This window comes from Escherichia sp. E2748, assembly GCF_005781125.1.
Taxonomy (GTDB): domain Bacteria; phylum Pseudomonadota; class Gammaproteobacteria; order Enterobacterales; family Enterobacteriaceae; genus Escherichia.
Map to the genome: position 1 here is coordinate 45740 of NZ_VATP01000010.1, position 18594 is coordinate 64333.

Here is an 18594-nt window from a genome sequence, read left to right on the forward strand (position 1 = left end):
TTTGTGTGGCGGATGCGCGGTGCTTATCCGCCCTACGAAAAGAAAAAAGGCGGTCAACTGACCGCCCTTATTTTAGCGAAAACTCACCGAATCAGGATTTTTTCTTCTCGCGGCTATGCAGGCCACGTTTTTCCAGACCACGGTAAATCAGCTGCTGCTGAATAATGGTAACCAGGTTGCTGACGATATAGTACAGCACCAGACCTGACGGGAACCACAGGAAGAACACGGTGAAGATGACCGGCATAAAGGTCATGATCTTCTGCTGCATCGGGTCGGTCACAGTGGTCGGCGACATCTTCTGAATGAAGAACATCGTTACGCCCATCAGGATCGGCAGGATGTAGTACGGGTCCTGTGCAGACAGGTCGTGGATCCACAGTGCGAACGGCGCCTGACGCAGTTCAACGGAACCCATCAGCATGTAGTACAACGCCAGGAAGATTGGCATCTGGATAATCAGCGGGAAGCAGCCACCCAGCGGGTTAACCTTCTCAGCTTTGTACAGCGCCATCATTTCCTGGCTGATACGCTGTTTGTCATCGCCCAGACGCTCACGCATAGCCTGAATCTTCGGCTGCAGCATACGCATCTTCGCCATGGAGGTGTACTGCGCTTTGGTCAGCGGGTACATGATGCCACGAACGATAAAGGTGATGATGATAATGGAGAAGCCCCAGTTACCCACAAAGCTATGGATCCATTTCAGCAGTTTGAACAGCGGCTGAGAAATGAACCACAACCAACCGTAATCAACGGTCAGATCCAGGTGCGGAGCAACAGCTGCCATTTTGTCCTGGATTTCCGGGCCAACCCACAGGGTGCTGTTCATCGCGCCAGTCTGACCAGGCTGAACCAGTACCGGCTGAGATTTATAGCCGATAGCGGCGATGCCGTTACCCAGATTAGCGGTGTAGAAGTTGTTGGTGCCGTCGTTATGCGGGATCCACGCAGTCGCGAAATACTGTTGCAGCATCGCCACCCAACCACCTTTCGAAGAGATGTTCAGGTTTTCGTTATCGGCAATGGTATCGAACTTGTATTTCTCGTACTTCTCGTCAGGCGTGGAGTACGCTGCGCCACGGAAGGTATGCAGTGCGAAGTTGCTGCTTCCAGTGTCGAGATGCGGTGGCAGATTGATGGATTGCTTCAACTGACCAAAGGTGGAGATCTCCAGCGGTTTTTCGCCAGCGTTCTGCACGTTGTAGTTGACGTTGACAGCGTAATCACCACGTTTCAGGACAAACGTTTTGGTAAACGTGTTGCCTGCCGCGTCGGTATACGTCATCGGCACCTGCAGTTCGTTTTGGCCTTCAGCCAGCACATAAGCGTCTTTTTCAACGTTATACAGCGGACGCGGGCCGTTAGCCGGGTTATCCGGGCCATCACGACCGGTCAGACCGCTCTGTGCCTGATAAATAAACTGCGGTGAAGTTTCCAGCAGCTGGAACGGCTGGGTAGAGTTCAGCTCTTTCGGGTAAGCCGGGAGCAGAGCCTGTTCAACATCACCACCACGGGTGTTGATGGTCAGATCAAGCACGTCGGTCTTAACCGAAATCAGTTTCCCCTGGCCACTGGCCGGTACGCCCTGGTCGGCGGCGCTACCCGCTGCGGTGGTCGTTGTCTGCGTGGTCTGTTGGGCCTGAGGTTGCGGGTTTTTATCCTGCTCCCAAGCTTGCCAGATCATGAAAGACACGAACAGCAAAGCGATGACTAAAAGATTGCGTTGCGAATCCATCGTTAGTGTTCTCTGGTATCAAATGGTCCGGGCGGGACGGGATCGTCACCACCAGGGTGTAAAGGGTGGCATTTTAATACGCGTTTCACCGTCAACCAACTGCCTTTTATCACTCCAAACCTGCGCAATGCCTCAATTCCGTAGCTTGAACAGGTTGGAGTGAAACGACAATGCGGCCCGAGTAGCGGACTAATCAGGCGTTGATAGACCCGAATGAGGGCTATCAGGACCCGCGAGCCAGGCGACAGTGGCGGCGCCATAATTTTTCCAACGCTTCCGAGAGAGCACGGTTATCGAGGTCGGCAACCCCTTTTTTCGCCACCACCACGAAATCCATAGCCGGGAGTTCATGTTGGCGCAGACGGAAGCTTTCACGCGTCAGACGTTTAATCCGATTGCGTTCATGCGCGCGTCGAACGTTTTTCTTGGCGACAGTAAGACCGATACGGGGATGCCCCAGCGAATTCAGGCGGCCGAGAATGGTAATTTGCGGCGTGCCAGCCCGTTGTGGCTGCTGGAAGACGAATGTGAATTGACTGGGAGTTAACAAACGTAACTCCCTGGGAAATGCGAGCTTAACCACGCAGGGGTTAGCTATATTACTTAGAAACGGTCAGACGAGCGCGGCCTTTAGCACGACGACGTGCCAGAACCTGACGACCATTTTTAGTAGCCATACGAGCACGGAAGCCGTGAGAACGGTTGCGCTTCAGTACAGACGGTTGAAAAGTGCGTTTCATGGCGATTTCTACCTAAACTTGAATAAATTCAATGGCTTTATTGGATATCCGCCGAAAAATGAAACGATGGACACCGAAGCCATGGGTGATTAAAGAGGCCGGATTGTAATAATTGTACACTCCGGAGTCAATTCTCTTTCCTTATTTACCGCGCTTTTCCGCACCTTTTCGCTGGGAAAATGTACGGCTTCACACCAGTGAAAACCAGCATGGCGCGTCGGGGCGAGGATTATACGGGCTACCGGGTAAAGCGCAAGGATCGTCCAGGATCTTTATTAGATCGATTAAGCCTAATTTTGTCTAAGGTCATTAAATTTTCCAATATGCGGCGTAAATCGTGCCCGCCTTGCGGCAGGATCGTTTACACTTAGCGAGTTCTGGAAAGCCCTGTGGATAAATCGGGAAAATCTGTGAGAAACAGAAGATCTCTTGCGCAGTTTAGGCTATGATCCGCGGTCCCGATCGTTTTGCAGGATCTTGATCGGGCATATAACCGCAGACAGCGGTTCGTGCGTCACCCTCATGCAGGGTCTTTTCGACGTGCGTCAACAATCATGAATGTTTCAGCCTTAGTCATAATCGACTTTTGTTCGAGTGGAGTCCGCCGTGTCACTTTCGCTTTGGCAGCAGTGTCTTGCCCGATTGCAGGATGAGTTACCAGCCACAGAATTCAGTATGTGGATACGCCCATTGCAGGCGGAACTGAGCGATAACACGCTGGCCTTGTACGCGCCAAACCGTTTTGTCCTCGATTGGGTAAGGGACAAGTACCTTAATAATATCAATGGACTGCTAACCAGTTTCTGCGGAGCGGATGCCCCACAGCTGCGTTTTGAAGTGGGCACAAAGCCCGTGACACAAACGCTGAAAGTCCCTGCCAGCAATACAGTTGCACCCGCTCAGGCAGCGCAGGTGCAGCCGCAACGTGCTGCGCCTTCTACGCGCTCAGGCTGGGATAATGTTCCGGCTCCGGCAGAACCGACCTATCGTTCCAACGTCAACGTTAAACATACGTTTGATAACTTCGTCGAAGGTAAATCTAACCAGCTGGCGCGCGCGGCGGCTCGCCAGGTGGCAGACAACCCGGGCGGCGCCTATAACCCGCTGTTCCTTTATGGCGGCACGGGGCTGGGTAAAACCCACCTGCTTCATGCGGTGGGTAATGGCATTATGGCGCGCAAGCCGAATGCCAAAGTGGTTTATATGCACTCCGAACGCTTTGTTCAGGACATGGTAAAAGCCCTGCAAAACAATGCGATCGAAGAGTTTAAACGCTACTACCGTTCCGTTGATGCGCTGCTGATCGACGATATTCAGTTTTTCGCCAATAAAGAACGATCCCAGGAAGAGTTTTTCCATACCTTTAACGCCCTGCTGGAAGGTAATCAGCAGATCATCCTCACGTCGGATCGCTATCCGAAAGAGATCAACGGTGTTGAGGATCGTTTGAAATCTCGCTTCGGCTGGGGGCTGACTGTAGCGATCGAACCGCCAGAGCTGGAAACCCGCGTGGCGATCCTGATGAAAAAGGCCGACGAAAACGACATTCGTTTGCCGGGCGAAGTCGCGTTCTTTATTGCCAAGCGTCTACGATCTAACGTACGTGAGCTGGAAGGGGCGCTGAACCGCGTCATTGCTAACGCCAACTTTACCGGACGGGCGATCACGATTGACTTCGTACGTGAGGCGCTGCGCGACTTACTGGCTTTGCAGGAAAAACTGGTCACTATCGACAATATTCAGAAGACGGTGGCAGAGTACTACAAGATCAAAGTCGCGGATCTCCTTTCCAAACGTCGATCCCGTTCGGTAGCGCGTCCACGTCAGATGGCGATGGCGCTGGCGAAAGAGCTGACTAACCACAGTCTGCCGGAGATTGGCGATGCGTTTGGTGGTCGTGACCACACGACGGTGCTTCATGCCTGCCGTAAGATCGAGCAATTGCGTGAAGAGAGTCACGATATCAAAGAAGATTTCTCTAATTTAATCAGAACATTGTCATCGTAAACCTATGAAATTTACCGTAGAACGTGAGCATTTATTAAAACCGCTACAACAGGTGAGCGGTCCGTTAGGTGGTCGTCCTACGCTACCGATTCTCGGTAATCTGCTGTTACAGGTTGCTGACGGTACGTTGTCGCTGACCGGTACTGATCTCGAGATGGAAATGGTGGCACGCGTTGCGCTGGTTCAGCCGCACGAACCAGGGGCGACGACCGTTCCGGCGCGCAAATTCTTTGATATCTGCCGTGGTCTGCCTGAAGGCGCGGAAATTGCCGTGCAGCTGGAAGGTGAGCGAATGTTGGTGCGCTCCGGGCGTAGCCGTTTTTCGCTGTCTACCCTGCCAGCGGCGGATTTCCCGAACCTCGATGACTGGCAGAGTGAAGTCGAATTTACCCTGCCGCAGGCGACGATGAAGCGTCTGATTGAAGCGACCCAGTTTTCTATGGCGCATCAGGACGTTCGCTATTACTTAAACGGTATGCTGTTTGAAACCGAAGGTGAAGAACTGCGCACCGTGGCGACCGACGGCCACCGTCTGGCGGTCTGTTCAATGCCAATTGGTCAATCTTTGCCAAGCCATTCGGTGATCGTGCCGCGTAAAGGTGTGATTGAACTGATGCGTATGCTCGACGGCGGCGACAATCCGCTGCGCGTGCAGATTGGTAGCAACAATATTCGTGCCCACGTCGGCGACTTTATCTTCACTTCCAAACTGGTTGATGGTCGCTTCCCGGATTACCGCCGCGTTCTGCCGAAGAACCCGGACAAACATCTGGAAGCAGGCTGTGATTTACTCAAGCAGGCGTTTGCTCGTGCGGCAATTCTCTCTAACGAGAAATTCCGCGGTGTGCGTCTGTATGTCAGCGAAAACCAGCTGAAAATCACCGCCAATAACCCGGAACAGGAAGAAGCGGAAGAGATCCTCGACGTTACCTACAGCGGTGCGGAGATGGAAATCGGCTTCAACGTCAGCTATGTGCTGGATGTCCTGAACGCGCTGAAATGCGAAAACGTGCGCATGATGCTGACCGATTCGGTTTCCAGCGTGCAGATTGAAGATGCGGCTAGCCAGAGCGCGGCTTATGTTGTCATGCCAATGAGACTGTAATGTCCCTCACCCGCTTGTTGATCCGCGATTTCCGCAATATCGAAACCGCGGATCTCGCTTTATCTCCTGGCTTTAACTTTCTGGTAGGTGCCAACGGCAGTGGCAAAACCAGCGTGCTGGAAGCCATCTATACGCTCGGCCACGGTCGGGCGTTTCGTAGTTTGCAGATTGGTCGCGTTATTCGCCATGAGCAGGAAGCATTTGTGCTCCACGGGCGTTTGCAGGGCGAAGAGCGCGAGACGGCGATTGGCTTAACCAAAGACAAACAGGGCGACAGCAAAGTCCGTATCGACGGTACTGATGGGCATAAAGTCGCGGAGCTGGCGCATCTGATGCCGATGCAACTGATCACGCCAGAAGGGTTTACTTTACTCAACGGCGGCCCCAAATACAGAAGAGCATTCCTCGACTGGGGATGCTTTCACAACGAACCCGGATTTTTCACCGCCTGGAGCAATCTCAAGCGATTGCTCAAGCAGCGCAATGCGGCGCTGCGTCAGGTGACACGTTACGAACAGCTACGCCCGTGGGATAAAGAATTGATCCCGCTAGCGGAGCAAATCAGCACCTGGCGCGCGGAGTATAGCGCCGGTATCGCGGCTGATATGGCCGATACCTGTAAGCAATTTCTCCCTGAATTTTCTCTGACTTTCTCTTTCCAGCGCGGCTGGGAGAAAGAGACAGAGTACGCTGAGGTGCTGGAACGTAATTTTGACCGCGATCGCCAGCTAACCTACACCGCGCACGGCCCGCATAAAGCGGACTTACGCATTCGCGCCGACGGTGCGCCGGTGGAAGATACCTTATCGCGTGGGCAGCTCAAGCTGCTGATGTGCGCCTTACGTCTGGCGCAAGGAGAGTTCCTCACCCGTGAAAGCGGGCGGCGGTGTCTCTACCTGATAGATGATTTTGCCTCTGAGCTTGATGATGAGCGTCGCGGGCTGCTTGCCAGCCGCTTAAAAGCGACGCAATCACAGGTCTTTGTCAGCGCGATCAGTGCTGAACACGTTATAGACATGTCGGACGAAAATTCGAAGATGTTTACCGTGGAAAAGGGTAAAATAACGGATTAACCCAAGTATAAATGAGCGAGAAACGTTGATGTCGAATTCTTATGACTCCTCCAGTATCAAAGTCCTGAAAGGGCTGGATGCGGTGCGTAAGCGCCCGGGTATGTATATCGGCGACACGGATGACGGCACCGGTCTGCACCACATGGTATTCGAGGTGGTAGATAACGCTATCGACGAAGCGCTCGCGGGTCACTGTAAAGAAATTATCGTCACCATTCACGCCGATAACTCTGTCTCTGTACAGGACGACGGGCGCGGTATTCCGACCGGTATTCACCCGGAAGAGGGCGTATCGGCGGCGGAAGTGATCATGACCGTCCTGCACGCAGGCGGTAAATTTGACGATAACTCCTATAAAGTGTCCGGCGGTCTGCACGGCGTTGGTGTTTCGGTAGTAAACGCCCTGTCGCAAAAACTGGAGCTGGTTATCCAGCGCGAGGGTAAAATTCACCGTCAGATCTACGAACACGGTGTACCGCAGGCTCCGCTGGCGGTTACTGGCGACACCGATAAAACCGGTACGATGGTGCGTTTCTGGCCCAGCCTCGAAACCTTCACCAATGTGACCGAGTTCGAATATGAAATTCTGGCGAAACGTCTGCGTGAGTTGTCGTTCCTCAACTCCGGCGTTTCCATTCGTCTGAAAGACAAGCGTGATGGTAAAGAAGACCACTTCCACTATGAAGGCGGTATCAAGGCGTTCGTTGAGTATCTGAACAAGAACAAAACGCCGATCCACCCGAATATCTTCTACTTCTCCACCGAAAAAGACGGTATCGGCGTTGAAGTGGCGCTGCAGTGGAACGATGGCTTCCAGGAAAACATCTACTGCTTTACCAACAACATTCCGCAGCGTGACGGCGGTACTCACCTGGCAGGCTTCCGTGCGGCGATGACCCGTACTCTGAACGCCTACATGGACAAAGAAGGCTACAGCAAAAAAGCCAAAGTTAGCGCCACCGGTGACGATGCGCGTGAAGGCCTGATTGCGGTCGTTTCCGTGAAAGTGCCGGACCCGAAATTCTCCTCCCAGACCAAAGACAAACTGGTTTCTTCTGAGGTGAAATCGGCGGTTGAACAGCAGATGAACGAACTGCTGGCGGAATACCTGCTGGAAAATCCGACCGACGCGAAAATCGTGGTTGGCAAAATTATCGATGCTGCCCGCGCCCGTGAAGCTGCGCGTCGCGCTCGTGAAATGACCCGTCGTAAAGGTGCGCTGGATTTAGCTGGCCTGCCGGGCAAACTGGCGGACTGTCAGGAACGCGATCCGGCGCTTTCTGAACTGTACCTTGTGGAAGGGGACTCTGCGGGCGGCTCTGCAAAACAGGGGCGTAACCGCAAGAACCAGGCGATTCTGCCGTTGAAAGGTAAAATCCTCAACGTCGAGAAAGCCCGCTTCGATAAGATGCTGGCCTCCCAGGAAGTGGCGACGCTGATCACCGCGCTTGGCTGCGGGATTGGTCGTGACGAGTACAACCCGGACAAACTGCGTTATCACAGCATCATCATCATGACCGATGCGGACGTCGACGGCTCGCACATTCGTACGCTGCTGTTGACCTTCTTCTATCGTCAGATGCCGGAAATCATCGAACGCGGTCACGTTTACATTGCCCAGCCGCCGCTGTACAAAGTGAAGAAAGGTAAGCAGGAACAGTACATTAAAGACGATGAAGCGATGGATCAGTACCAAATTTCCATCGCACTGGATGGTGCTTCCTTACATACCAACGCCAGCGCACCAGCTTTAGCGGGCGAAGCGTTAGAAAAACTGGTGTCTGAGTACAATGCGGCGCAGAAAATGATCGTGCGTATGGAGCGTCGTTATCCGAAAGCAATGCTGAAAGAGCTTATCTATCAGCCAACGCTGACGGAAGCCGACCTCTCTGATGAGCAGACCGTTACCCGTTGGGTGAATGCGCTGGTCAGCGAACTGAACGACAAAGAGCAGCACGGCAGCCAGTGGAAGTTTGATGTCCACACCAATGCCGAGAAAAACCTGTTCGAGCCGATTGTTCGCGTGCGTACCCACGGCGTGGATACTGACTACCCGCTGGATCACGAGTTCATCACCGGTGGCGAATATCGTCGTATCTGCACTCTGGGCGAGAAACTGCGTGGTTTGCTGGAAGAAGATGCGTTTATCGAACGTGGTGAGCGTCGTCAGCCGGTAGCCAGCTTCGAGCAGGCGCTGGACTGGCTGGTGAAAGAGTCCCGTCGCGGCCTCTCCATCCAGCGTTATAAAGGTCTGGGCGAGATGAACCCGGAACAGCTGTGGGAAACCACTATGGACCCGGAAAGCCGTCGTATGCTGCGCGTTACCGTTAAGGATGCGATTGCCGCCGACCAGCTGTTCACCACGCTGATGGGCGACGCCGTTGAACCGCGTCGTGCATTTATCGAAGAGAACGCACTGAAAGCGGCGAATATCGATATTTAATGGCGTTAACAATGCGAGCGTGCCTGATGCGCTACGCTTATCAGGCCTACAAAACTCATGCAATATATTGAATTTTCATGATTTTGTAGGCCGGAGAAGGCGTTAACGCCGCATCCGGCAAGAAGCTATAAGAAAAGGGCGGAGATCATCTCCGCCCTTTTTATTCCTGTAATCCGCAATTATCATCCCGCAGAACTATACTTTTTGAGTCAACACGTAACGCTTTACAGGTGATTATCATGGGGCTTTTTGATGAAGTTGTAGGTGCCTTTTTGAAAGGCGATGCGGGGAAATATCAGGCGATTTTAAGTTGGGTCGAGGAGCAGGGCGGCGTTCAGGTACTTCTGGAAAAACTGCAAAGTGGCGGCTTAGGTGCCATTCTCACAACCTGGTTGAGTAATCAACAAAGCAATCAACCGGTGAGCGGCGAACAACTGGAATCGGCACTTGGCACAAATGCGGTGTCCGATCTTGGACAAAAACTCGGTGTTGATACCAGTGCTGCTTCCAACATGCTGGCGGAACAATTACCGAAGATTATTGATGCTCTATCGCCGCAGGGCGAAGTTTCGCCGCAAGCCAATAACGATCTGCTTTCCGCAGGCATGGAGTTGCTAAAAGGAAAACTTTTCAGCTAAGCAAAAGGGGGGCACGCAACGCGCGTTGCATCCCCCTTTTCCCTCGGGTGTTGTACTGATTTTTGAGCGCAATCGCGTTAGCATGGGTCAGGAATCAATCTACCTGGGGAACTCATGGCTATCAAACTCATTGCTATCGATATGGATGGCACCCTTCTGCTGCCCGATCACACCATTTCACCCGCCGTTAAAAATGCGATTGCCGCAGCTCGCGCCCGTGGCGTGAATGTTGTGCTAACGACGGGCCGCCCTTATGCAGGCGTTCACAACTATCTGAAAGAACTGCACATGGAACAGCCAGGCGACTACTGCATTACTTACAACGGCGCGTTGGTGCAGAAGGCCGCCGATGGCAGCACTGTGGCGCAAACAGCCCTGAGCTATGACGACTACCGTTTCCTGGAAAAACTCTCTCGCGAAGTCGGTTCCCATTTCCACGCGCTGGACCGCACCACGCTGTACACCGCTAACCGTGATATCAGCTATTACACGGTGCATGAATCATTTGTGGCTACCATTCCGCTGGTATTCTGCGAAGCGGAAAGAATGGACCCCAATATACAGCTCCTGAAAGTGATGATGATTGATGAACCCGCTATTCTCGACCAGGCCATCGCGCGCATTCCACAGGAAGTGAAAGAGAAATACACCGTGCTGAAAAGTGCGCCGTACTTCCTCGAAATCCTCGATAAACGCGTTAACAAAGGTACGGGTGTGAAATCACTGGCCGACGTGTTGGGCATTAAACCGGAAGAAATTATGGCGATTGGCGATCAGGAAAACGACATCGCAATGATTGAATATGCAGGTGTTGGTGTGGCAATGGATAACGCTATTCCTTCGGTGAAAGAAGTGGCGAACTTTGTCACCAAATCCAACCTTGAAGATGGCGTGGCATTTGCTATTGAGAAGTATGTGCTGAATTAATCTGTGGGCGGGCAAACAGCATGAATGCGTTTGCCCGCAGCGATTAACAATTTCTGGTCGTGCATAAAATCAGGAACTGGAGTGGTGACGTTACTATATCCAGCGTAAGAGTGACAGGTAGCAGCGCGTTAACGAGGCCGCGCGGGACGCCATCTGTTGTTTTGTACTCATAAAATCCCACCGTAAAGGGTTGATGGAAAACCATCACGTTTGAGTAATCCGCTTTTTTATTTTTCTGGTGGATAGAGCCTTTCAGGCCGTACAGCATCCATGTACAACGCCGGGTATCACAAATAAAACCATATTGTGTTGCCAGTGCCTTATCTTCTTCGTTGTTCCAGTCGTAATAGAGCGTAATAGCACCAGAGAATTTCTTATTACTGCTGCTTAAAATAAATTTCGCGTTCTCAGAAACGGTGATTCTTTCACCATGAATTGCTGGATCGTTCAGCATTTTAACCACCTCACCGCCGCCGGTGGTCAACAGATAGTCCAACGATTCACCAACAAAAACATAGCCTTTCGTACCGTTACTATCCTCTGCCAGCGATAAACCCTTAATCGTGTCTGACCGCCATTGCTCGGCATGTGGAGGGCTTGCGGTATTAAAAACCAGTCCTGCGGTGATACATCCGGTCAACGCAAATGCCAAAGAACACAAACCGGCAGCCTTAAAAAATCCCTTAAAATTCAACTTCATAATTAATCCTTTAAACGAGTGGCTAAGCCGTTGAAAGCATACTCTTATTTCCCCCCTGTTTAGCGCCCGACATCCCTTTTCAGATTTCTGCCTGAGGCAGGACATTTTCTTATCCATTGTTCTTTTTGTGATCTAAATTGTAGTACAACAATATTAACCTGTACTACATTACACACACGGCAAACGCGAATGTCATCACGCTGGTACTACAAAGTTGCCGCGTTATGCATCGATCGGGGTAAAGTAGAGAAGAACATACAGAGCACAAGGACTCTCCATGACTCTCAATAAAACCGATCGCATCGTCATTACACTGGGTAAACAGATCGTTCACGGCAAATACGTGCCTGGCTCACCGCTTCCGGCCGAGGCGGAACTCTGTGAGGAGTTTGCAACCTCGCGCAACATCATCCGTGAAGTGTTCCGTTCGCTGATGGCGAAGCGGCTGATTGAAATGAAACGTTATCGCGGGGCGTTTGTGACAGCGCGTAACCAGTGGAATTACCTCGACACTGACGTACTGCAATGGGTGCTGGAAAACGACTACGACCCACGGCTTATCAGTGCAATGAGCGAAGTGCGAAATCTGGTGGAACCGGCGATTGCCCGCTGGGCGGCGGAGCGCGCGACCTCCAGCGATCTGGCGCAGATTGAGTCCGCGCTGAACGAGATGATTGCCAACAATCAGGATCGCGAGGCGTTTAACGAAGCGGATATTCGCTATCACGAGGCGGTGTTGCAGTCGGTGCATAACCCGGTATTACAGCAACTTAGCATTGCGATCAGTTCGTTGCAGCGAGCGGTTTTTGAACGAACCTGGCGAGGGGATGAGGCCAACATGCCACAAACTCTCCTGGAACATAAAGTGTTATTCGATGCGATACGGCATCAGGACGGCGATGCGGCAGAGCAGGCAGCACTCAGCATGATTGCCAGTTCGACACGAAGGTTAAAGGAAATCACATGACAGTGTGCTACATCGCAATTGACTGGGGAATATCTCCATAATCCCCAGCGTGTGCCTCTCTCATGACGATAACCACAATGATATGCGTGGTGAAGAAACCCAATTGCACGGCGCGCAGGCACCGGGCAATCCGTAGAACGTACCACGTAGCAGGCTGCAGCATTTGTTAAGGCGTATCGAGAGGCAGAGCAATGAAAATCACCAAAATTACCACGTATCGTTTACCTCCCCGTTGGATGTTCCTGAAAATTGAAACCGATGAAGGCGTGGTCGGTTGGGGCGAGCCAGTGATTGAAGGCCGCGCGCGCACGGTTGAAGCGGCAGTTCACGAGCTGGGTGACTATTTGATTGGTCAGGATCCTTCGCGCATCAACGACTTATGGCAAGTGATGTATCGTGCCGGATTTTATCGTGGTGGTCCGATCCTGATGAGCGCCATTGCCGGGATTGACCAGGCGTTATGGGATATCAAAGGCAAAGTGCTGAATGCGCCAGTCTGGCAACTGATGGGCGGCTTGGTTCGCGACAAAATCAAAGCCTACAGTTGGGTCGGTGGCGATCGTCCGGCGGATGTTATCGACGGCATTAAAACTCTGCGTGAAATTGGCTTCGATACCTTCAAGTTGAATGGTTGCGAAGAACTTGGGCTGATTGATAACTCCCGCGCGGTGGATGCGGCGGTCAACACCGTGGCACAAATTCGTGAAGCCTTTGGCAATCAGATTGAGTTTGGCCTTGATTTCCACGGTCGCGTCAGCGCGCCTATGGCGAAAGTGCTGATTAAAGAACTGGAGCCGTATCGCCCGCTGTTTATTGAAGAGCCGGTGCTGGCAGAACAAGCCGAATACTACCCGAAACTGGCGGCACAGACGCATATTCCACTGGCGGCGGGTGAGCGCATGTTCTCACGCTTCGATTTTAAACGCGTGCTGGAGGCGGGCGGTATTTCGATTCTGCAACCGGATCTCTCCCACGCAGGCGGTATTACCGAATGCTACAAAATTGCCGCAATGGCAGAAGCCTATGATGTGACCCTTGCGCCGCACTGTCCGCTCGGACCGATTGCACTGGCGGCTTGCCTGCATATCGACTTTGTTTCCTATAACGCCGTACTTCAGGAACAAAGTATGGGCATTCATTACAACAAAGGCGCGGAGTTACTCGACTTTGTGAAAAACAAAGAGGACTTCAGCATGGTCGGCGGCTTCTTTAAACCGCTAACGAAACCGGGCTTAGGCGTGGAAATCGACGAAGCTAAAGTTATTGAGTTCAGTAAAAATGCCCCGGACTGGCGTAATCCGCTCTGGCGTCATGAAGATAACAGCGTAGCAGAGTGGTAATTCCTGCCACGTAAGCCCCTCATCGGGCACTAAAACAGCAATACAAAAATATAACCCTCTGTAAATTACAGGGCATGGTGAGCGGCTTCGCTATGCCCAAAATCTGGAGACAGCTCGCTATGGATATTCCCGTTAATGCAGTAAAGCCGGGGCGTCGGCGTTATCTGACGCTGGTGATGATCTTTATTACGGTGGTCATTTGTTATGTTGACCGCGCTAACCTGGCCGTGGCTTCTGCCCATATTCAGGAAGAGTTCGGCATTACGAAAGCGCAAATGGGCTATGTATTTTCGGCCTTCGCTTGGCTTTATACCTTATGTCAGATCCCTGGCGGTTGGTTTTTAGATCGCGTAGGTTCTCGCGTGACTTATTTTATTGCGATATTTGGCTGGTCAGTGGCGACATTATTTCAGGGCTTTGCCACGGGCTTAATGTCATTAATTGGTCTGCGCGCGATAACCGGTATTTTCGAAGCGCCCGCTTTCCCGACCAATAACCGGATGGTGACCAGCTGGTTCCCGGAGCATGAACGTGCTTCCGCCGTTGGTTTTTATACTTCTGGTCAGTTTGTCGGTCTGGCGTTTCTGACTCCGCTGCTGATCTGGATCCAGGAGATGTTGAGCTGGCACTGGGTGTTCATTGTCACCGGTGGTATCGGCATTATCTGGTCGCTGATTTGGTTTAAGGTTTATCAGCCGCCGCGCCTGACCAAAGGTATCAGCAAAGCTGAACTGGATTACATTCGTGATGGCGGCGGTCTGGTGGATGGCGATGCGCCGGTGAAAAAAGAGGCGCGTCAGCCGTTAACAGCCAAAGACTGGAAACTGGTGTTCCATCGTAAACTGATCGGCGTCTATCTTGGGCAATTTGCGGTGGCTTCTACACTGTGGTTTTTCTTAACCTGGTTCCCGAACTATTTAACCCAGGAAAAAGGAATCACCGCGCTGAAAGCAGGCTTTATGACCACGGTGCCATTCCTCGCTGCGTTTGTCGGCGTCCTGCTCTCTGGCTGGGTCGCGGATCTGCTGGTACGTAAGGGCTTTTCACTGGGCTTTGCGCGTAAAACGCCGATTATCTGCGGCTTGCTGATCTCCACCTGCATTATGGGCGCTAACTACACCAACGATCCGATGATGATTATGTGCCTGATGGCGCTGGCATTCTTTGGCAACGGTTTTGCTTCGATTACCTGGTCGCTGGTCTCTTCTCTGGCACCGATGCGCCTGATTGGTTTAACCGGCGGCGTGTTTAACTTCGCCGGTGGTCTGGGCGGCATCACCGTTCCGCTGGTGGTGGGGTACCTGGCGCAGGGTTACGGTTTCGCACCTGCACTGGTTTATATTTCCACCGTCGCGTTGATTGGCGCGCTCTCTTACATCCTGCTGGTGGGCGATGTGAAGCGCGTTGGATAACCTTTCAACTGTGGAATATGCGCCACACCACTGCGCATAATCCACTGTCTTAAGGCCGGTGTGGTCAGGCATCGGCTTTTTACTATCTTGCCGTAGAGCTTTAAACGAAGTTTGCGGGTGGTGCGCCAGTAGGCGGCGTTGATCTTCTCTGGCTGCTTCAGCAACACCGAACACAGAATCTCTGCACTATCCAGCGCATAGCTAATCCCCTCCAGCGAGCTGGCGCTGATAAATCCCGCCGCTTCACCAATCAGAAAGGCGTTGTCCTTACCGCAGACAAAATCCTGCCAGCGTGAGGGAAACAGCACCGTGCATTTTTCGCTTTTCACCGCCTTACCAAACTGGAACTGAAAGGCGCTCATTTTCTCTTTCAGCGCCGTGAAACGTGTCTGACCGTCTTTCATCGGATAGGCACCGCCAAAGATAAAATAACCGTCTTTGCTGATACTCCATGAGTAACAGTCAGTTATCGCATTATCAAAGATGCAGGAGTAGAACGGCACCGGATGTTTCTCTGCGAACCATTGCTGGATAGCGACATATTTACGAATTTGATGGTCCGGGTAGAGATGTCGCCGCACCATCGAGTTGGCACCATCGGCACCGACCAGATAGCGGGCGGTAATATGCTGCTCCCAGCCGTCTGCGCGAAAAATGACATGCCATTTATCATCCTCACGCCAGATTTTTCGACACAGGCTGTCGTGGTAAACCTCAACGCTGGCGGGGATCAGCGATTTCATCCACAAGTCGAAAGCGTGGCGATTAATATTGATATAGCTTCGCTGGTAGTTACGCGTGAGAGATGCGGCGACGTCGACGGTTTTGACGCTGAAAATCTGCGGATTAGCGATCACATCGACAGGAAGCGTCAGTCCATCGCGAATAAAAGATCGCTGCGCGTCCGGTGCCAGCAGACCGCCACAAGGTTTGCTGAAACCTTCAGTACCATGCTGGTGCTTTTTATCCAGCGCGATCACCTGCATTTTGCCTGCTAACTTTCGCGCCAACGCCGACCCTGCCGGGCCGAGGCCAATAATCGCCACGTCAAAATGTTCCATCTTTTCACTCACATTCATCACGATGGCAAAAGACTAATGTCTGAAAGTGAAGTCCTTGTGAAGTATGATGGCGGGAACCGTTTTGTATCAGGACCGCGCCATGAAACAGATAACCTTTGCTCCCCGTAATCACCTGCTCACCAATACCAATACCTGGACTCCCGACAGCCAGTGGCTGATATTTGACGTGCGTCCTTCTGGCGCGTCGTTTACCGGTGAAACCATTGAGCGTGTGAATATCCATACCGGCGAGGTCGAGGTTATCTACCGCGCGTCACAGGGCGCGCACGTCGGCGTGGTGACCGTTCATCCGAAGTCAGAGAAGTATATCTTCATCCACGGCCCTGAAAATCCTGATGAAACATGGCATTACGATTTCCATCACCGTCGCGGCGTGGTTGTTGAAGACGGCAAGGTGAGCAATCTCGATGCAATGGATATTACTGCTCCGTACACCCCAGGGGCGTTACGCGGCGGCAGTCATGTACATGTCTTTAGCCCAAACGGTGAAATGGTGAGTTTTACCTATAACGACCACGTGCTGCATGAATGCGATCCAGCGCTGGATTTGCGAAACGTCGGGGTGGCAGCGCCGTTTGGTCCGGTCAATGTGCAAAAACAGCATCCGCGTGAATACAGCGGTAGCCACTGGTGCGTGCTGGTGAGTAAAACAACGCCCACGCCGCAGCCTGGCAGTGATGAAATCAATCGTGCTTATGAAGAAGGATGGGTAGGAAACCACGCTCTGGCGTTTATTGGCGATACGCTTTCGCAAAAGGGCGAGAAAGTGCCGGAGCTGTTTATTGTTGAATTGCCGCAAGATGAAAACGGCTGGAAATTGCCGGGCGACGCGCCGTTAAGCGGAACGGAATCAACTCTGCCCGCGCCACCGCGTGGCGTCGTGCAGCGACGTTTAACCTTTACGCACCATCGTAATTACCCGGGGTTAGTCAACGTCCCGCGCCACTGGGTGCGGTGTAACCCACAAGGAACGCAAATCGCGTTTTTAATGCGTGATGATAACGGCATTGTGCAACTGTGGCTTATCTCGCCACAGGGGGGCGAACCGCGCCAGTTAACACATAACAAAACGGATATTCAGTCAGCATTCAACTGGCATCCATCGGGAGAATGGCTGGGCGTTGTGCTGGATAACCGTATTGCCTGCGTACACGCGCAAAGCGGCGAAGTTGAGTATTTAACCGAAAATCACGCCAACTCACCTTCAGCGGACGCGGTGGTCTTCTCGCCGGATGGTCAATGGCTGGCGTGGATGGAAGCCGGCCAGTTGTGGATAACCAAAACTGGCCGCTAAATCAGTTCACGGGCATTCTGGCTGGTGGAATGACGGCATTGATGGCTTGCGCGTCGGCTTCGCTTTTTTCCACGCGCGAGCGCACTGAACTGTCTTTGCGGAACGCATCCCATGGCAGAAGTAGCGTATCCATGACTGCGGTAAATGGCATATCGAGAATTGCCAGCGATTTGGTTCCCCAGTTTGTTGTGTCATCACCAATCATGGTGGCACTGGCGCGGGTGCCGGGATACGTTCCCTCCTTCCCCCCGGTATGGGACATTACGCTGGAGCATCCTCCGAGTAACGTCATTCCGCTGCATATCATGAGCGCTAACAACACATTTCTTATCATAATAAATTCATCTGTTGATCGTGGGTGTTGGCATGATGTGTTATAGCGATCCCTTGCTGAAAATAACATCATCATCATGTCGCACTGTGGCGGCTATCGCACTTTAACGTTTCGTGCTGCCCCCCAGTCTATGCAATAGACCACAAACTGCAAAAAAAAGTCCGTCGAAAAGACTTGAAAAGTGCATATCCAGACCCATTTTTATACCGTAGCCAATGAGAACACGCCTGATGGGTGTTCTGGCTATCCGACCTGTCCATTGTGGAAGGTCTTACATTCTCGCTGATTTCAGGAGCTATTAATTATGCGTAACTTTGATTTATCCCCGCTTTACCGTTCTGCTATTGGATTTGACCGTTTGTTTAACCACTTAGAAAACAACCAGAGCCAGAGTAATGGCGGCTACCCTCCGTATAACGTTGAACTGGTAGACGAAAACCATTACCGCATTGCTATCGCGGTGGCTGGTTTTGCTGAGAGCGAACTGGAAATTACCGCCCAGGATAATCTGCTGGTGGTGAAAGGTGCTCACGCCGACGAACAAAAAGAGCGCACCTATCTGTACCAGGGCATCGCTGAACGCAACTTTGAACGCAAATTCCAGTTAGCTGAGAACATTCATGTTCGTGGTGCTAACCTGGTGAATGGTCTGCTGTATATCGATCTCGAACGCGTGATTCCGGAAGCGAAAAAACCGCGCCGTATCGAAATCAACTAATTCTCTAAGGCCGCAGTGCGCGGCCTGACATTTGATGCTCGCCGTCAGGGAGCATATGCGAATCTTCGGATTTGCA

19 protein-coding genes, 1 pseudogene and 1 other annotated feature are annotated in these 18594 nt (G+C 52.2%); of the genes and pseudogenes, 12 read left to right on the top strand and 8 right to left on the bottom strand.

Annotation, left to right across the window (positions count from 1 at the left end):
* Positions 1–91 precede the first annotated feature (91 nt).
* From yidC to FEK42_RS11010, 5 genes are all read right to left on the bottom strand, one after another.
* A complete protein-coding gene (yidC, locus tag FEK42_RS10990) occupies positions 92–1738 on the bottom strand; it encodes a membrane protein insertase YidC (RefSeq protein ID WP_064525945.1) in 1647 nt (548 codons plus the stop codon).
* 2 nt (positions 1739–1740) lie between these two features.
* Entirely contained in the window at positions 1741–1998 is a 258-nt protein-coding gene (yidD, locus tag FEK42_RS10995) for a membrane protein insertion efficiency factor YidD (protein ID WP_001307474.1), read from the bottom strand.
* Positions 1962–2321, bottom strand: a complete 360-nt coding sequence (gene rnpA, locus FEK42_RS11000; RefSeq protein ID WP_000239730.1) for a ribonuclease P protein component — start codon at positions 2319–2321, stop codon at positions 1962–1964. Before rnpA ends, yidD begins: the two co-directional genes overlap by 37 nt.
* Positions 2322–2337: 16 nt before the next feature.
* Positions 2338–2478: a 50S ribosomal protein L34 gene (gene rpmH / locus FEK42_RS11005; RefSeq protein ID WP_000831330.1), complete on the bottom strand. Its 141-nt coding sequence runs from the start codon at positions 2476–2478 to the stop codon at positions 2338–2340.
* Positions 2479–2716: 238 nt separating this feature from the next.
* Positions 2717–2788, bottom strand: coding sequence for a hypothetical protein (locus FEK42_RS11010; protein WP_123057980.1), 72 nt, complete (start codon positions 2786–2788; stop codon positions 2717–2719).
* 296 nt (positions 2789–3084) lie between these two features.
* Here FEK42_RS11010 and dnaA point away from each other — a divergent pair, with 296 nt between their 5' ends.
* The 6 genes from dnaA (at position 3085) to yidA (ending at position 10671) form a co-directional block, all read left to right on the top strand.
* Positions 3085–4485, top strand: a complete 1401-nt coding sequence (dnaA, locus tag FEK42_RS11015) for a chromosomal replication initiator protein DnaA (RefSeq protein WP_000059100.1) — start codon at positions 3085–3087, stop codon at positions 4483–4485.
* 4 nt (positions 4486–4489) lie between these two features.
* A complete protein-coding gene (dnaN, locus tag FEK42_RS11020) occupies positions 4490–5590 on the top strand; it encodes a DNA polymerase III subunit beta (protein ID WP_000673464.1) in 1101 nt (366 codons plus the stop codon).
* Positions 5590–6663, top strand: a complete 1074-nt coding sequence (gene recF, locus FEK42_RS11025; RefSeq protein WP_130261115.1) for a DNA replication/repair protein RecF — start codon at positions 5590–5592, stop codon at positions 6661–6663. Before dnaN ends, recF begins: the two co-directional genes overlap by 1 nt.
* 28 nt (positions 6664–6691) lie before the next feature.
* Entirely contained in the window at positions 6692–9106 is a 2415-nt protein-coding gene (gyrB, locus tag FEK42_RS11030; RefSeq protein ID WP_130206798.1) for a DNA topoisomerase (ATP-hydrolyzing) subunit B, read from the top strand.
* 239 nt (positions 9107–9345) lie between these two features.
* Complete coding sequence (locus tag FEK42_RS11035; RefSeq protein ID WP_205712815.1) at positions 9346–9744, top strand: YidB family protein; 399 nt, start codon at positions 9346–9348, stop codon at positions 9742–9744.
* Positions 9745–9858: 114 nt separating this feature from the next.
* Positions 9859–10671, top strand: coding sequence for a sugar-phosphatase (yidA, locus tag FEK42_RS11040; protein ID WP_130215106.1), 813 nt, complete (start codon positions 9859–9861; stop codon positions 10669–10671).
* A 43-nt stretch (positions 10672–10714) separates the two neighbouring features.
* Here the strand turns inward: yidA and FEK42_RS11045 are convergent, their stop codons facing one another.
* Complete coding sequence (locus FEK42_RS11045; RefSeq protein ID WP_138211831.1) at positions 10715–11371, bottom strand: hypothetical protein; 657 nt, start codon at positions 11369–11371, stop codon at positions 10715–10717.
* Positions 11372–11648: 277 nt separating this feature from the next.
* Between FEK42_RS11045 and dgoR the strand changes: the two genes are divergently transcribed.
* The 4 genes and pseudogenes from dgoR to FEK42_RS11065 all read left to right on the top strand — a co-directional run bounded on the left by dgoR (position 11649) and on the right by FEK42_RS11065 (position 15090).
* Positions 11649–12338, top strand: coding sequence for a D-galactonate utilization transcriptional regulator DgoR (dgoR, locus tag FEK42_RS11050; RefSeq protein WP_130261114.1), 690 nt, complete (start codon positions 11649–11651; stop codon positions 12336–12338).
* Between the two features lie 28 nt (positions 12339–12366).
* Positions 12367–12468 (top strand): annotated as a pseudogene (locus FEK42_RS11055) (2-oxo-3-deoxygalactonate kinase); the annotation flags it as partial.
* Between the two features lie 61 nt (positions 12469–12529).
* The gene (gene dgoD, locus FEK42_RS11060; RefSeq protein WP_131161522.1) at positions 12530–13678 is read left to right on the top strand and encodes a galactonate dehydratase; all 1149 of its coding nucleotides are present in this window, start codon (positions 12530–12532) and stop codon (positions 13676–13678) included.
* 74 nt (positions 13679–13752) lie between these two features.
* Positions 13753–15090 (top strand): MFS transporter, encoded by a 1338-nt coding sequence (locus tag FEK42_RS11065; protein ID WP_167852538.1) that lies wholly within the window; start codon positions 13753–13755, stop codon positions 15088–15090.
* Here the strand turns inward: FEK42_RS11065 and cbrA are convergent.
* The gene (gene cbrA / locus FEK42_RS11070) at positions 15051–16151 is read right to left on the bottom strand and encodes a colicin M resistance lipid reductase CbrA (protein ID WP_130206786.1); all 1101 of its coding nucleotides are present in this window, start codon (positions 16149–16151) and stop codon (positions 15051–15053) included. The genes FEK42_RS11065 and cbrA overlap by 40 nt on opposite strands.
* Positions 16152–16251: 100 nt before the next feature.
* Between cbrA and FEK42_RS11075 the strand changes: the two genes are divergently transcribed.
* On the top strand, positions 16252–17466 hold the full coding sequence (locus tag FEK42_RS11075; RefSeq protein ID WP_205713124.1) for a DUF3748 domain-containing protein: 1215 nt from the start codon (positions 16252–16254) through the stop codon (positions 17464–17466).
* A 1-nt stretch (position 17467) separates the two neighbouring features.
* Here FEK42_RS11075 and FEK42_RS11080 read toward each other — a convergent pair whose 3' ends face one another.
* Complete coding sequence (locus FEK42_RS11080; RefSeq protein WP_130206784.1) at positions 17468–17800, bottom strand: YceK/YidQ family lipoprotein; 333 nt, start codon at positions 17798–17800, stop codon at positions 17468–17470.
* A gap of 238 nt (positions 17801–18038) precedes the next feature.
* Positions 18039–18111, top strand: a sequence feature (ROSE (Repression Of Heat Shock gene Expression) occurs in the 5'-region of heat shock genes and acts as an RNA thermometer to modulate expression.).
* Between FEK42_RS11080 and ibpA the strand changes: the two genes are divergently transcribed.
* Entirely contained in the window at positions 18105–18518 is a 414-nt protein-coding gene (ibpA, locus tag FEK42_RS11085) for a small heat shock chaperone IbpA (RefSeq protein WP_001243437.1), read from the top strand. Its footprint overlaps the feature before it by 7 nt.
* The last annotated feature ends 76 nt before the right edge of the window (positions 18519–18594 follow it).